Here is a 13,922-nt window from a genome sequence, read left to right as displayed (position 1 = left end):
ACCCCTCGAGTCGTCGCGATTCGACCCTTTCGACGACCAGCATTCGGTAACTCGATTATCGTCGAAAGTGAACGGTACTGGTCGAGTTTGGCCGTCGCTATTTCGGTGCGACTGGCCAAACCTACCGAAGGGGAACTCGACATCGAGTGTTACTTTCAGGCATTTCGACGACTGTGGCGTCTGTGTCTCACTTCAGTTTGCTTCGTCGTCTCCGACCTTTCTTCCCTTTCGGTGAGTCCCTCTGGTGACCGGCAACAGTAACTATCACGAAAAACGACGTATGTCGGCCCTGCTGTTCAGTCACGAGGATTTTTCAGGGCGAAGGTCCATCGGCGTGTTATGCAACTTCACAACAGGGGTGTTCGCCAGGACGTCCGCGAACTCGGTGCGTTGCTCGGCGACGTTCTCGAGGCACAGACCTCACGGGACGGTTTCGAGACTGTCGAATCCTGTCGACGCGCGGCGATCGACTACCGTTCGGGCGACCTCGAGAGTCGAGAGCCGCTGGTGGCCGAACTCGAGGGGCTGTCGCCGCACAAACAGCGCATCGTTGCACGGGCGTTTACGACCTACTTCGAGCTGATCAACCTCGCCGAAGAACGCGAGCGTGTCCGTTCGATTCGCACGGAATCACACGAGGGAACGCTCGAAGATAGCCTCGAGAGTGCAGCTGCAGAACTCGGCGAGGCCGACCTCGAGACGGTCAAGGAGGTGCTCGAGGACGTCCTCATCGAGCCGACGTTCACGGCCCACCCGACGGAAGCCCGTCGGAAGACGGTCAAAGCGAAACTACGGGCCATCGCGACGCGTCTCGAGACTCTCGACGAACGGTTGCTGACCGAGAAAGAAGCCGCACAGGTCTGGCGCGACGTCGACGCCGAGGTGACGAGCCTTTGGCAGACGCCACAGGTCCGTAATCGCCAGCCCGAACCGGAAGACGAGGCCCGAAACGTCCAGTGGTACCTCGAGAACACCCTGTTCGACGTCGTCGGTGAAGTGTACGACGAACTCGACGTTGCCATCGACGAGGCGGTCGACGGCACTCTCGAGATCCCGAAACTCCTCGAGTTCCGCTCGTGGGCTGGCAGCGACCGTGACGGCAACCCCTACGTCACTCCCGAGGTGACCGAGGCCACGCTCGAGCGCCAGCGCGACGTCATCCTCGAGAACTACCGCGGAGAACTCAAGCGCCTCTCGGGCGTGTTGAGTCAGGACGGCCACCGGATCGACGTCGGCGAGGCGTTTCGGGCCTCGCTCGAGGACGACCGTGACCGCCTCTCAGGAAGCGCCAAAACGGCCGAAGTGCGCTACCCAGACGAGCCCTACCGACAGAAGCTCAAGCTCATGCGCGAACGACTCGATCGTGTCGGTGACGTTCGGCCGGGCGGCTACAGCAAGATCGACGAACTGCAATCGGACCTCGAGCTTCTCGCTCGAAGCCTGCGCGATAACGGCGCAGAAAGCGTCGTCGAGGCCCACGTCGACCCGATCCGCCGGCAGGTGGCCACGTTCGGCTTCTCGCTCGCTAGCCTCGACCTGCGTGAACACCAGGCGAAACACACCGACGCTATCGCGGAAGCCCTCGAGCGCGAGGGAATCGACTACCACGGGCTCTCGGAGGACGACCGCGTCGAGTTGCTAACCGACGCGATCGTACAGGACGAGCCTATCGTCGACCTCTCGGCGATCGACGACCTCTCCCCCGACTCCGCGCGGGTCCTCCGGCTGTTCGACAGCCTCGCAGACTGGCAGACGGAGTTCGGCGTCGAGGCCATCGACACCTACTGCATCTCGATGACCGAGGAGCCGAGTCACGTTCTCGAGGTGCTCTTTCTCGCCGACCAGGCCGACGTCGTCTCGCTGCCCGAACACTGTGGAATCGACGTCGTGCCGCTGCTCGAGACGGAGTACGCCCTCTCGGGTGCCCGACGAATCATGGGAACGCTCTTCGAGAACGAAGCCTATAGCCAGGCGCTCGAGGCCCGTGGACACACCCAGGAGATCATGCTGGGATACTCCGACTCGAACAAGGAAAACGGCTTTCTGGCGGCGAACTGGTCGCTTTACAAGAACCAGCGGCGTCTCGGCGACATCTGTACGGAACACGACGTGACGATGCGGCTGTTCCACGGCCGTGGCGGATCGATCTCCCGCGGTGGCGGCCCGATGAACGAGGCGATGCTCGCATTGCCCAACAGCACCGTCACGGGCCAGGTCAAGTTCACCGAGCAGGGCGAGGCGATCGCCGAGAAGTACGGCAACCCCCGTATCGCCGAGCGCAACATCGAGCAGATGCTGAACGCCCAGCTGCGTGCCCGGCTGTACGCGATGGACCAGCCCGAAGAAGCCATCGACGACGAGTGGGTCGAGGCGATGGAGACGATGGCCGACGCGGCTCGTCAGGAGTACCGCGACCTCCTCGAGAGCGACGGCTTCGTCAGATACTTCGAGCAGGCGACGCCGATCACCGTGATCGAGGACCTGAACCTCGGCTCGAGACCGGCGTCGCGAAGCGGCGAACGCTCCGTCGAAGACCTGCGGGCGATCCCGTGGGTGTTCTCCTGGACGCAGTCGCGGTGTATCCTGCCGGGCTGGTACGCCATCGCCACCGGGATGGACGCCTATCTCGAGGCAGGTGGCTCCGTCGGGACGCTTCAGGACATGTACGAGGAGTGGCCGTTTTTCCGGAGCACGCTCGACAACGCCGCGCTCTCGCTCTCGCGGACCGAACTCGAGATCGCCGACCACTACGCACACCTCGCCGACGAGGACCTCCGCGAGCGATTTTTCCCGCGACTCACCGCGGAGTACGAGCGGGCCACGGACCTCGTCACGACGATCGGCCAGCGCGAGCAACTGCATACCCGTGACTGGCTCGGCGAACACCTCGAGCGGCGCAATCCGTACGTCGATCCGCTGAACCTCCTGCAGACGTACCTGCTCCGTCGAACGCACCGAACGGACATCGAGGAACGAACCCTCCGGCTGACCGTGAAGGGAATCGCCGCCGGGATGAAAAACACCGGGTGAACGAGGGACACGTCCCTCGGTCGGACGCCGGTACCCCTTCTCACCTCGACTTGTCTCCGCCCAGAGTCCTCCGGTGTGTGGGGCGAAACCAGCCGAATCTGAACCGCAGCACTATCCGAGGGTCTCCTCAACGCCGACCGCTCCTGTCAGAGACAATTTCGGGACAGGACTGACGCTACCGTGTCTCCTACCGATTGCCACCTGCCGGACATCGGTCAACAGATGCACAGACGGCAGTCGCTGCCGAACGAGTAGCAACTAGCCATCCCTTGTCCTCGTGTGTCCTCTCGCAACGGGGTGTCTCTCGAACCCACCACCGACAACCCTCATGTCGTCACCGTCGAACGTGACCGTCTCGAGAATCACCGTCCAATCTCGAGTGGCTGTCTACTGCCCGGAACCGCCTGCAGATTCCTCCGTGACCTGTTTCGGCAGTGACAACGTGACCTCGTCACAGTCCGGGAGAAAAATCGAAACCGGTAAAAACGTCTCCCCGCTACGTACGAACGAGCCGAGATAGCCTAGCCCGGCCAAGGCGGCAGATTCGAAATCTGCTGTCCTCACGGACTCGGGAGTTCAAATCTCCCTCTCGGCGTTTTTCACCTCCAACTCGACGAGCGATGCCGTCGGCGATACGAGCGGCCCCGACGGCACAGGCTCCGACTCAATCGCGCTATCAGGCCCGTCATTCGCAGGCCAGTTGACTTTGAATATGTGTCTGGTTGGCACGGGTGTTGGTGAGCGCATATGATTCTGTTCGATTGGAGCCGATGCGATTGGGGTGACGTCGTTCGATGAGTTTCGACCACGACGACGAGCCGTTTCATCCGCTCGGCGAAACGGCCGAGGAGAATTACCGCGAGCTGCTCGAGGCGGGCGACTACGATGCCGACCTCGGGATGGAGATGGCGAGAGACGCCATGCGACTCACGAGAGGGGAACTCTCGGAGGCGGAGTTCTACGATCGGTACCACAAGGCCGTCCTCGAGGAGTTCGGCGAGGACGAGCGACCGGTGGCCGAGGAGGTCGAGGCTGCCCGTGAGAGGGGCCGAGTCGGCGATGCACTCTCCAGATTCGGGCTCGACGACGAGACCCGCCGCGAGACGATGAAGAAGATGGGTGCCGGTGCCGGCTTCGTCGGGCTCGGTGCGTGGGCGACGGCCGACGGGGAGACGGAGCCGGACCCAACGGTTGCCGCTCAGGACGACGAAGCCGAGGACGAGGACGACGACGGCGTCCAGTGGGGGATGGCTCTCGATCTCGAGGTCTGTGACGGCTGTCTGGCCTGCGTCGTCGCCTGCCAGGCCGAGCACAACTGGGACGAGGGCGCAAACTGGATGTACATCCTGGCGTACGAGGACGGACTGGTCGAGTCGCCCGAGGCCGACGATTTCGAGTCGACGCGGGATTTCAACTACCTGATTCGGCCGTGTCAACACTGTACCGACGCGCCGTGTGAGAAAGTCTGCCCGACGACGGCTCGTCACACCCGCGACGAGGGTGGGCTCGTGTTGACCGACTACGACGTCTGCATCGGCTGTCGGTACTGTCAGGTCGCCTGTCCGTACGGCGTCAACTACTTCCAGTGGGACGATCCGACGGTCGAGGCGGACGACCAGGAAGAAGACATGATGTTCGACCAGCGCGACCGCTGGGTCAGCGGCCGCGGGCCCAAAGGCGTCATGGAGAAGTGCGTCTTCGACCCGGCCAGACAGGACGGCCAGATGGGCGAGGAGATGGTCGGGACGACCGCCTGTGAGGACGCCTGCCCGCCAGGCGCGATCCAGTTCGGGGACATGAACGATCCCGACAGCGACCCCCAGCAGTACCTCGACGACGTCGCACTCGCGCGAGCGCTCGAGAACGAACCGGACGACGACGACCTCCAGGAGGCCATCGCCATCCTCGAAGGCGAGGAAGAACCGGCCGACGAGGACGACGATGGGCTAACCGAGGAGCAGGCCGAACGGCTCGTCCAGGGTGAGTACGGTGAGGACGTCTCCCGGTTCCGGTTGCTCGAGGAGTACAACACCAACCCGAACGTCGTCTACGTCGGCAACGAACCGGGGCCACACGCCGAGCAGGTTCCCGGACCGGTCGCCTACGAGGACGTCGGGCAGGTCGACGACCGAATCTCCGTCCTCGACGAGAAACGGGTCGACCTCGGGCTGTACTGACCGGATCGCACGACACCGAACCGAGGGGTCGTGACGACTCGAGGAATTCTTACCGATGGCCGCGAACGTCGACGTATGGACCGAAGACGAACCATCGTCGGCCTTCTGTATCTCGCCGTCGCCGGCCTGATGGCGATCACCGTCGACCCAACGGATCCGATAGCGGCCGACTCGCTCGCGCGGCTGTTCGTCGTCATCGTCGCGCTCTTGCTAGCGGTGCTCTACCTGTTCGATCCGCTGGGCATCCTCGAGCGACACCCGCTGCACTGAGTCGAACGACTACGGATCGAGTGAAGAACACGGACGAAATCGGTACACCAGCCAGTCTCAGCCGTCGATCGGCGTGCCGTCTCAGTCGTCGGCCGGCGCGAGCGGTTTTTCGTCCGTCGCGAGCAGTCGATCGAGCGCGTCGACCATCGCTTCGACGCTCGCACGAGTGATGTCGGCTTCGCTTCTGGCGACGGTCACGGAGCGGTCGTTGCGCATCATCGTCACTTCGACGGTGACGACGGCGTCCGTGCCGCCGGTGACGGCGTCGACGTGGTAGGACTCGAGCTCGGCGTCAGCGGCGGAGCCGAGCGCCTCGCGGACCGCCGAGACAGCTGCATCGACCGGACCAGACCCCGTCCCGCTCGCGACGCGCTCTTCGCCGTCGACCTCGAGTCGGATACTCGCGGTCGGAACGGCGCCGCCGCTGGTGGCGGTGAGGTCGAGCAGCTCGACGACGCGCTCGCGGTCGTCGCCCGTGACGTCTTCGGCGACGGCGAGCAAGTCGGCGTCCGTGACCCGACGACCGCGGTCTCCGAGTTCCGTGACGCGGGTGGCGATTTCGGCGATCTCGTCCGGCTCGGCGTCGACGCCGTGTTCCTCGAGCGTGGCGGCGACGCCCGCTCGACCCGTGTGCTTTCCGAGGGCGAGCCGTCGCTCCCGTCCCACGGTCTCGGGTGCGTAGGGCTCGTACATCTTGTCGTCTTTGAGCGTCCCATCGGTGTGGATGCCGCTCTCGTGAGTGAACGCGTTCTCGCCGATGACGGCCTTGTTCGGCGGCAACTGAACGCCCGTCGCCCGCGAGACGATCTGTGCGAGGTCGTACAACTCCTCGAGCTCGAGGGTGTCGACGTCGTAGACGTGAGAAAGGGCGATCGCGACCTCCTCGAGGGCGACGTTGCCGGCGCGCTCGCCGAGGCCGTTGACCGTACAGTGGACGAGGTCGGCTCCGGCGGCGACGGCGGCCAGGGCGTTCGTCACACCGAGCCCGAGGTCGTCGTGGGTGTGTGCGCTCACTGGGCCGTAAGCAGCGAGCCGGGAGACGGCCTCGTGGGTGCGCTCGGGGCCGGTGTGGCCGACCGTGTCGGCGAAACAGAAGCGTTCGGCGCCAGCGTCGAGTGAGGTCTCGGCCAGTTGCTCGAGATAGTCGAGGTCGGCCCGGGAGCCGTCCTCGCCGATGACCTCGACCCAGAGGTCGTGGGCTTTCGCGTACTCGACGAGTTCGGCGGTCGTCTCGAGATTGTCCTCGCGGGAGGTGCCGACTTTCTCCTCGACGTGGCGGTCGCTCGAGGGCACCACGATGTGGACGCCGTCGACGTCACACTCGAGGGCGAGGTCGACGTCGCCTTCGAGTCCGCGACAGAAACTCGTGACGCGAGCGTCGAGTTCGAGGTCGGTAACTCGCGAGATGGCCTGTCGTTCACCCGCACCGGTGCAGGCACTGCCCGCCTCGATAGCGGCGACGCCGGCCCGCTCGAGTGCGCGTGCGATCTCGACTTTCTGGTCTGGCGAAAGCGAGACGCCGGGGGCTTGTTCGCCGTCGCGAAGCGTCGTATCGAGAAGGCGGACGGTACGGTCGGATGGAATCGTCTGGTCGGTGGAGTTGTGTACAGGCAAGAGTAATGAACTGCGATCAGTGTCGTCGCTGAATTTCACGCCCAGCCGGGTTGCCCCGACTTCCTCTATCCTCGCTCGGCGATGAGAACGAATCTCGTGCCATTGTATCTCGTCCTATCGAACAGCGGCGACTTAAACCCGCCGGTCCGAACCGACCGTTCGTCCACGTGGGTACCGTCAATGACGGTATCGAGTGGACACGTACACACCACCGAACGCCTCGAGCGGCGTTCGTCACGGGATGGTTACCGTGCCGACCGATCGAGCCGACGCGGCCGTGCTATCGTCGAGCCTGAACGCTATGGCCTCGGTCGTCGTAGCCCCGCGTATGAAGCCAGCACTCGAACCGCTCGCGCGATCGTTGCGCGACGCGCCCGTCGTCAATAGAGACGGCTACCAGTACTTCGTCCACGGCGTCACCGACGGAATTCCGCCGCTCGAGCCCGACGTGTTACGATCGGTCATCGACGGTATCAACGACCGGGTCGACCTCGAGGGTGTCGACGTGCTGATCGCCCCGGAGGCGATGGGAATCCATCACGCAACGGCCCTTTCACTCGCGGCCGACGTCCCGTTCGCCGTCGTCCGCAAGCGATCCTACGGGTTCGACGACGAGATTGCCGTCCACCAGGAGACCAGCTACGGCGAGAGCGAGCTTTACTTAAATGGTGTCGACGCTGGCGATCGCGTCGTCGTGATCGACGACGTCTACTCTTCGGGTGGCACCATTGAAGCCGTCTGTGGCGCTCTCGAGCGAGCCGATGCCGAAATTATCGATGTCGTCACCGTCCTCCGACGTGTCGACGTCGACCGACCCGACCTCGAACACGAGGTCGCGAGCGTCCTCGACGTTCGGGTCATCGATGGACAGGTCGAGGTCAGCGAATCCGACTAGTCGGCCTCGAGTCGGACTCGATCGCCCGGCTCGATGTCGTCGGCCGTGCCCGCGGGGAGTTCGACGATCAAGTCGGCTTCGGCCCGTGCGAACCCGAACCACGGGCGGAGTCGCTCGACGCGTTCGACGACGTCGTCGACGATCCAGAGGACGTCGATGGGAAAGGGGACGAACAGCATGTGGACGTCCCGTGTCTTCGTTCGCCCGAACCGAAACGCCAGGGCGTAGGAGTCGGGGATCGACCGCCGAAACATGAGCCCGCGGAGGTGACTCCAGAATGAGTCCGCGAGTTCGACCGTCGACGCAACGACCGTTGCGTCGCCAGCTTCCGGTTCGTGGACGAGTTGCACGCGTTCGACTCGGCATCGGGGACGCAAAAAGATCACGACGGGCGATCGAAAGCGTCGGTCGCGCTTATTTTCCGTCAGGTGACGGCTGCGATCGGTCAGTGTCGATCTCGTCTGCCGCCTCGACGCTGGAGAACTCGAAGCTGGCTCCGTGGTCTTCAGTGCCGCCGTCTACCGACTCGATCAGATCGTCAGCCGAGTCGTCGGCGTCAGTATCAAACCGATCGAGTGCCGCCGAGAGATGAACCGCCTGCTGTGTCAGGCTCTCGGCCGAGTCGACCATCTCCGTCAGGGCGCTGGTCTGCTCCTCGGCGGCTGCGGCGACGGTCTGGGCCTCCGCGGTCGTCTCTTCGGAGACCGTCGCGACGTCGTCGACCATCGCGACCGCCTCCTGGGTCGATGCCGCCTGCTGCTGGGTCGCCGCTGAAATCTCCTGAACGCCGTTGTTAGTCTTATCAGCGTAGGTGGCAATCTCGTCGAGCGCGTCGACTGCGTTCGAGACGAGATCGTTGACGCGTTCGATCTCCTCGCTGGTGTGGTCGATCTCCTGGGCTGAACGCTGGGTCTGGGTCTGGACCGAATCGAGGCGTTTGTCGATCTGCTCGGCCGTTCGCTTCACGTCCTGAGAGAGCTCTTTGACCTCGGCCGCGACCGTGCTGAACCCTTCGGTGTCGTTCGAACTCGAGGACCGCGAGGCTTCGATGTTCGCGTTGAGAGCCAGCATATTCGTTTGGGTTGCGATACCGGCGATGGTGTCGGTGAGATCGATGATCTGGTCGACCTCCTCCTCGAGTGCCTCGAACTCCTCGACGGCCGCGCGCTGTTCGTCTTCGAGGGCTTCGCAGGCATCGACCGCTTTCTGGGCGGCCGCCCGCCCTTCGTGGGTCGTCTGGGCCGTTTGCTCGGCAATGTCGGCGACGCTGTTCGAGGAGGCGGCGATCTGTTCGGTCGTCGTCGAGAGGGTATTCATCTGTGCGTCGACCGTCTGCAGTGCCTGGTGTTGACGATCGGCCCCATCGGAGATTTCCTGGGTCGATTCGGCGACTTCCTGACTCGCCGAGCCAACTTCTTCGCTCGAGGCGGTCACCTGCTCGGAGGCCGTCGCGACGTCCGTCGCAAACTGGTTCAGTCGCTCGACAGTAGCCTCGATCTCGTCGAGCATCTCGTTGAACTCCCGGCCAATCTCCGTCATCGCCTCGTTGTCGCCGCCGGGGTCCATGCGGGCGGTGAGATCGCCGTCAGCGGCGGTCTGCATCACGTCGCTGTATTCGCTGGCCTTGCGCTCGAGCTGGTCGTTGATCTCGGCGACCCGTGCCCGTTCGCGCTCGGCTTCTTGGCGGGCGGATTCGGCCGCTTCGATCTGGTCGCGCAAGGCAACGCGCATCGAGTCAAACCCATCGTAGAGCCGACCGATGTTGTCGATTCGCTTCGTCTCGAACTCGACGTCGAGATCACCCTCCTCCATCCGGGTTGCCTTCCGCGTGAGCCGGTCGATCGACGTGGCCGTGTTGCGACCGAGGATCGCGCCGACGACTCCGATCATGAGCACGCCAGCGACCGTTGCTACCACCCCATACTGGGAGACGGTGTTGACGAACCCGTAGGCCTCGTCGTCGGAGGCGTGGATCAGGACGATCCAGTCGGAGTTGACGACGCCGTAGGCGGCGACGTACTCGTCGGCCGAGAAGTTGTATGGCTCGTCAGCGAGCGTTTCGCTCGGGCTGCCCTCGAACGCCTGGGCCGCAGAGACGTTGTCAGTCGTCCCGGTCGCATCGAGTCGTGCCTCGTTGATGACCTCGTTGTCGTCGACGTATTCCGTTCCAAACGCGTCGTCGTCCGAACCGAGATACTCGTCATCGGCGATGATCCGGTCGTCGCCGTCGACGAGTACCGTCACCGCGTCGTCGTTTCCGCGCGTCGCCATGTTCGTGCTGTGCTGGTGGAGTTCGAACGTCACGACGATCGCCCGCTCGGGTTCGTCCTCGAGACCGACGTAGTAGGAGACGACCGATCCCTCGCTGTTCTCGTAGGCGTCGGTCCGTTCGACGCTCGAGGGAGGGTTTTCCGGGCTCAACTCGTCAGGGAAGTCGATATCCTCGAGAGTGCTCATCCCATCGGCGGTCGTCGCCTCGAGTTCGCCGCTCGTCGTGTCGACGTAGTGGATGGCCTGTGCCTCGCCGGGCAGGTCGTAGTAGAAGTCCTGGATGTAGGCGTCGACTGTCGCCGAATCACGGTCGTGGACGGTGTTCATCGCCGACTGCACCAACTGTTCGTTTCGCTCGTCCCAATTCTGTATTGCGGTCGCCTCTTGCTCAGCGAGGGTTTCGTACTCTTCGAGCGCGTTTCCTTCGACGCTTTCGGTGACCGCCGCGGTCCCGACGAGCCCGACGAGCCCAACTGAGAGCGCCAGCAGCAAGAGTGCGATGCCAAATTTAAGGGCATAACTTCGCCTGATAGCCCCTGGAACAACCCTTCGTAGCGGCCCAATCATGTGCTATTGCTTACGGTATGTTCACAGGCCGTTATAGCTATTACACAATGTGGTTACACAGACCACTAACTCTGATCGGGGCTGTCGTCCCAGATGAGCGAAATTTTAGCCGCTCGGCCCGAACAGAAGTCGCTGTGAAAACAGTTAGGCAGACGGTCAGAGCGGACGATTCAATGGTGTGGACCGCCTACGGCCAATCAGATGGAGAAAACGCCGCAGGGAACGCCGGTCGGCGTCGACGACCCCTACGAGTTCGTCGGCGTCTGTGACTATCTCACCGGCGAGGGAACCTGCCGGTACGCGTTCGACCACTACGGACACGACCCCGAGTTTGCCCGCGAACGCGCCGCCGACGACTACGCCTGCCCGATCGTCGATCCCGAGTCCGGCCTCGAGAGCGACCCCGAGCCGGTCCCCGACGCCGGTCCCGACGATGCCGACGCGGATCCCTGCTGGGGCGACTGTCCCCACTTTCGCTGTCGAAACCGCGACCGGGAGTGCGTCCGCTGTGGACTCGAGGAGAAGCGACTCGCCCACGACGACGAGCGTCCGCTGCTCGAGGAACACCATCTCTCGTACTCCCGCGACGGCGAGGAACTCTCCCACGAGATCACGGTCTACCTCTGTCGCTGGTGTCACGCCAAAGTCCACACCTCATGGGCGCGGATCACCGACGACGTCGCACCGGATCCCGAGGCCATCGCCGAACTCGAGGGGCGTCGCAGTCGCGAACAATCCGAGTTCGGCTTCGAGTCGGCTGCAGAGCGATTCGACTCCGACGACGGCTGACTGCGATCGGCTGATATGGAACGCGACACTGGGTTACAGACACCACAGCCGGCCGGATCGTGGTGTGTGGACGCCGGGACACACCAGTCTGTCTCAGTCGAGAATGTCCGCGATTCGGCGGGGCTCGCCCTGCAGAGTCGGCTGTTCGGCGACGATTTTCAGCACCTCGTGGTCGGTAACGTCGTAATAAGACTTCTCGGTTGCCTCTTCGATAAGGTCGCGCTCGAGGCGAAACTCGGTTCCTTCGTAGACGACGTCGACGCCCTCGTCGTCGAATGCGAGCGTAGTCATGGCCGGTGGTATGTGACGAGCGCGTAAAAACGGGCCGAATACGAAGCCCGACGGGGGCGAGGTGAAACTGCGTGAGCCGCGACAGACGGGTGTCAGACGGCCGACTGACAACGACGAAGTTTATTACGGGCCGGTCACATTGAAGCCGACTGTGGCGATACGAAGGGACCCGCTCGACGAACTCGTCGTTCCCGACGGCACCGAAGCGAAGGAGGTGGCCCTCGAGACCGACGGGGACGTCCTCGTCGGCGCGCGTTCGACGGTCGAGTTCGGCGTGCGCGGCCGAAACGTACTTGCCGGTGAGAACGTCGAGTTCGGGGGCGACATCGAGGCCGATGGCGACTGCCGGCTCGACATGTGGTGTGACGTCGCCGACAACGTGCTGGTCGGCCAGGACGCCTACATTGGCGAGCGGGTACATATCGGCGGCAAATTGAAAGTCGCCGGTGACCTCGATATCGGCGACGACGTCGACATCGAAGAGGGGTTCGAGGCCAACGGCTGGATCGTCATCCGCAACCCGATGCCGACGATCGTCTTGTTGTTCGTCTATCTCAAACACCTGCTCGTGATCGGTGAAGAAGACACCGCCCAGCGGCTGATCTCTCAGCTCGTCGACGAAGACGACGACGAGCAGCCGTCGACCGAACCGCTCGTGATCCCCAGAAACGCGAGCGTCGGCGACGAGGCCTGGCGGGTGTCGACGCCCGCAACGATCGGCGACGACTGCCGACTCCACGGCAACGTCCGGGCCGAGACGATCGACGTCGGGGCCGACTGCAACGTCTTCGGTAGCCTTCGAGCGCGTGGTGACGTCACCGTTGGCCCGAGGACACGGATTCACGGCGACCTCACGACCCGAAACGGTGACGTCGTCGTCGCTGAAGACGCACGCATTCTCGGTGACGTCTCCTCGGTCGACCTCGAGCTCGGCCCCGAAGCCGAAGTCGACGGGACGATCAGGGCCAACGGCGAGATCTCGATGGGAACGACTGAGCGCGACCCAGAGTAACCGACGCTCGAGGTCGTCATCGCCGTTTGCCGCCCACCGTTTCCAGTGGTGACTTTCTCCCCCATTCTTAATACCAGGTGTGTGGATAGGCTGTCCCAGGCATGGTAAAAGAACACACGGCAAACGGAGGGAGGTACGCATGCGATCGGTGGTGCTGACGAAAGGAGTCCCCGACTTCTCCGAGGGGGCAGTCTCGTTCGACGAGGACGGCCACCTAGAGCGGGGGAAGACGCCGACGGTGATGAACCCAAACGACGCGTTCGCCCTCGAGGCGGCGTTACAGACGCGGGTTCGCCACGGCGGCCACGTCTCGGTGATGAGCATGGGGCCGCCGAGTTACAGTGAGGTCCTCGAGGGGGCGATGCAGTCGGTGTACGCCGACGACAGCTACCTCGTCTCGGACCGCGAACTCGCCGCCTCCGACACGTGGGCGACTGCGATCACGCTCTCGGCGGCGATCGAGGAGTACGAAGAACAGGTCGGTGACGTCGATCTGCTGTTCGCGGGCTTCAAGACGGCCGACGGGGAGACTGGCCACACCGGGCCTCAGACGAGCTGGTGTCTCGACTGGCCGATCGTTACGCACGTCCTCGCACTCGACATCGACCCCGGCGAACGGGTCCTTCGTGCGAAGCGACTCGTCGAGGGCGACGTCGACGAGATCGAGACGGTCGAAGCGCCGCTGCCGTGTATGGTTATCGCCGACCCCGAGTTCGCACCGACGTACCGAAAGGCCGCACATCGACTCGAGCACAAGCGGCTTCGGGCGGAGACCAAAGAACGCGCCGCCGAGCACGAGGCGCACCTGACCACGTGGGATCACGAGGATCTGAACCTCGATCCCGAGTACATCGGCCTCGACGGCTCGCCGACGATCGTCTCCTCGGTCGACCCGATCCCGAAAGCGCCTTCGGAACGAGAGGCGACGATGATCCGACCCGACGACCCCGACGGAATGGGCGAAGTGCTCGAAGAGATGCACCCGTACGCGGCGGGGGGTGACTGA

General features: G+C 63.8%; 11 protein-coding genes and 1 tRNA gene. 8 read left to right on the top strand and 4 right to left on the bottom strand.

Annotated features, from left to right (window positions below):
• The first annotated feature begins 339 nt into the window (after positions 1–339).
• The 4 genes from ppc to AArc1_RS09255 all read left to right on the top strand — a co-directional run bounded on the left by ppc (position 340) and on the right by AArc1_RS09255 (position 5,477).
• Positions 340–3,030 carry a phosphoenolpyruvate carboxylase gene (gene ppc / locus AArc1_RS09270; protein ID WP_117364105.1) on the top strand — a complete coding sequence of 897 codons (2,691 nt, stop codon included), beginning with the start codon at positions 340–342 and terminating at the stop codon, positions 3,028–3,030.
• A 510-nt stretch (positions 3,031–3,540) separates the two neighbouring features.
• A tRNA-Ser gene (locus AArc1_RS09265) sits at positions 3,541–3,625 on the top strand.
• A gap of 199 nt (positions 3,626–3,824) precedes the next feature.
• Entirely contained in the window at positions 3,825–5,207 is a 1,383-nt protein-coding gene (locus AArc1_RS09260; protein WP_117364104.1) for a 4Fe-4S ferredoxin N-terminal domain-containing protein, read from the top strand.
• Between the two features lie 75 nt (positions 5,208–5,282).
• Positions 5,283–5,477, top strand: coding sequence for a hypothetical protein (locus AArc1_RS09255; RefSeq protein WP_117364103.1), 195 nt, complete (start codon positions 5,283–5,285; stop codon positions 5,475–5,477).
• Between the two features lie 81 nt (positions 5,478–5,558).
• On the opposite strand, the gene AArc1_RS09250 is transcribed toward AArc1_RS09255, so the two are convergent.
• Complete coding sequence (locus AArc1_RS09250) at positions 5,559–7,091, bottom strand: 2-isopropylmalate synthase (RefSeq protein ID WP_117365847.1); 1,533 nt, start codon at positions 7,089–7,091, stop codon at positions 5,559–5,561.
• 328 nt (positions 7,092–7,419) lie between these two features.
• Between AArc1_RS09250 and hpt the strand changes: the two genes are divergently transcribed.
• Positions 7,420–7,986 carry a hypoxanthine/guanine phosphoribosyltransferase gene (hpt, locus tag AArc1_RS09245; RefSeq protein WP_117365846.1) on the top strand — a complete coding sequence of 189 codons (567 nt, stop codon included), beginning with the start codon at positions 7,420–7,422 and terminating at the stop codon, positions 7,984–7,986.
• Here the strand turns inward: hpt and AArc1_RS09240 are convergent.
• A complete protein-coding gene (locus AArc1_RS09240; protein ID WP_117364102.1) occupies positions 7,983–8,336 on the bottom strand; it encodes a DUF192 domain-containing protein in 354 nt (117 codons plus the stop codon). The genes hpt and AArc1_RS09240 overlap by 4 nt on opposite strands.
• A gap of 64 nt (positions 8,337–8,400) precedes the next feature.
• Entirely contained in the window at positions 8,401–10,824 is a 2,424-nt protein-coding gene (locus AArc1_RS09235; RefSeq protein WP_117364101.1) for a methyl-accepting chemotaxis protein, read from the bottom strand.
• Positions 10,825–11,025: 201 nt separating this feature from the next.
• Between AArc1_RS09235 and AArc1_RS09230 the strand changes: the two genes are divergently transcribed.
• On the top strand, positions 11,026–11,613 hold the full coding sequence (locus tag AArc1_RS09230; protein WP_117364100.1) for a DUF7097 family protein: 588 nt from the start codon (positions 11,026–11,028) through the stop codon (positions 11,611–11,613).
• 93 nt (positions 11,614–11,706) lie between these two features.
• Here the strand turns inward: AArc1_RS09230 and AArc1_RS09225 are convergent, their stop codons facing one another.
• Positions 11,707–11,904 (bottom strand): DUF5800 family protein, encoded by a 198-nt coding sequence (locus tag AArc1_RS09225; RefSeq protein ID WP_117364099.1) that lies wholly within the window; start codon positions 11,902–11,904, stop codon positions 11,707–11,709.
• A gap of 151 nt (positions 11,905–12,055) precedes the next feature.
• On the opposite strand from AArc1_RS09225, the gene AArc1_RS09220 reads away from it, so the two are divergent.
• Together AArc1_RS09220 and AArc1_RS09215 are read left to right on the top strand one after the other, a co-directional pair.
• Positions 12,056–12,916 carry a polymer-forming cytoskeletal protein gene (locus tag AArc1_RS09220; RefSeq protein WP_117364098.1) on the top strand — a complete coding sequence of 287 codons (861 nt, stop codon included), beginning with the start codon at positions 12,056–12,058 and terminating at the stop codon, positions 12,914–12,916.
• Positions 12,917–13,055: 139 nt separating this feature from the next.
• Positions 13,056–13,922: an electron transfer flavoprotein subunit beta/FixA family protein gene (locus AArc1_RS09215; RefSeq protein WP_117364097.1), complete on the top strand. Its 867-nt coding sequence runs from the start codon at positions 13,056–13,058 to the stop codon at positions 13,920–13,922.

It is taken from the genome of Natrarchaeobaculum sulfurireducens, from assembly GCF_003430825.1.
Lineage (GTDB): Archaea > Halobacteriota > Halobacteria > Halobacteriales > Natrialbaceae > Natrarchaeobaculum > Natrarchaeobaculum sulfurireducens.
This window is presented reverse-complemented; position numbering and strand designations above follow the sequence as displayed.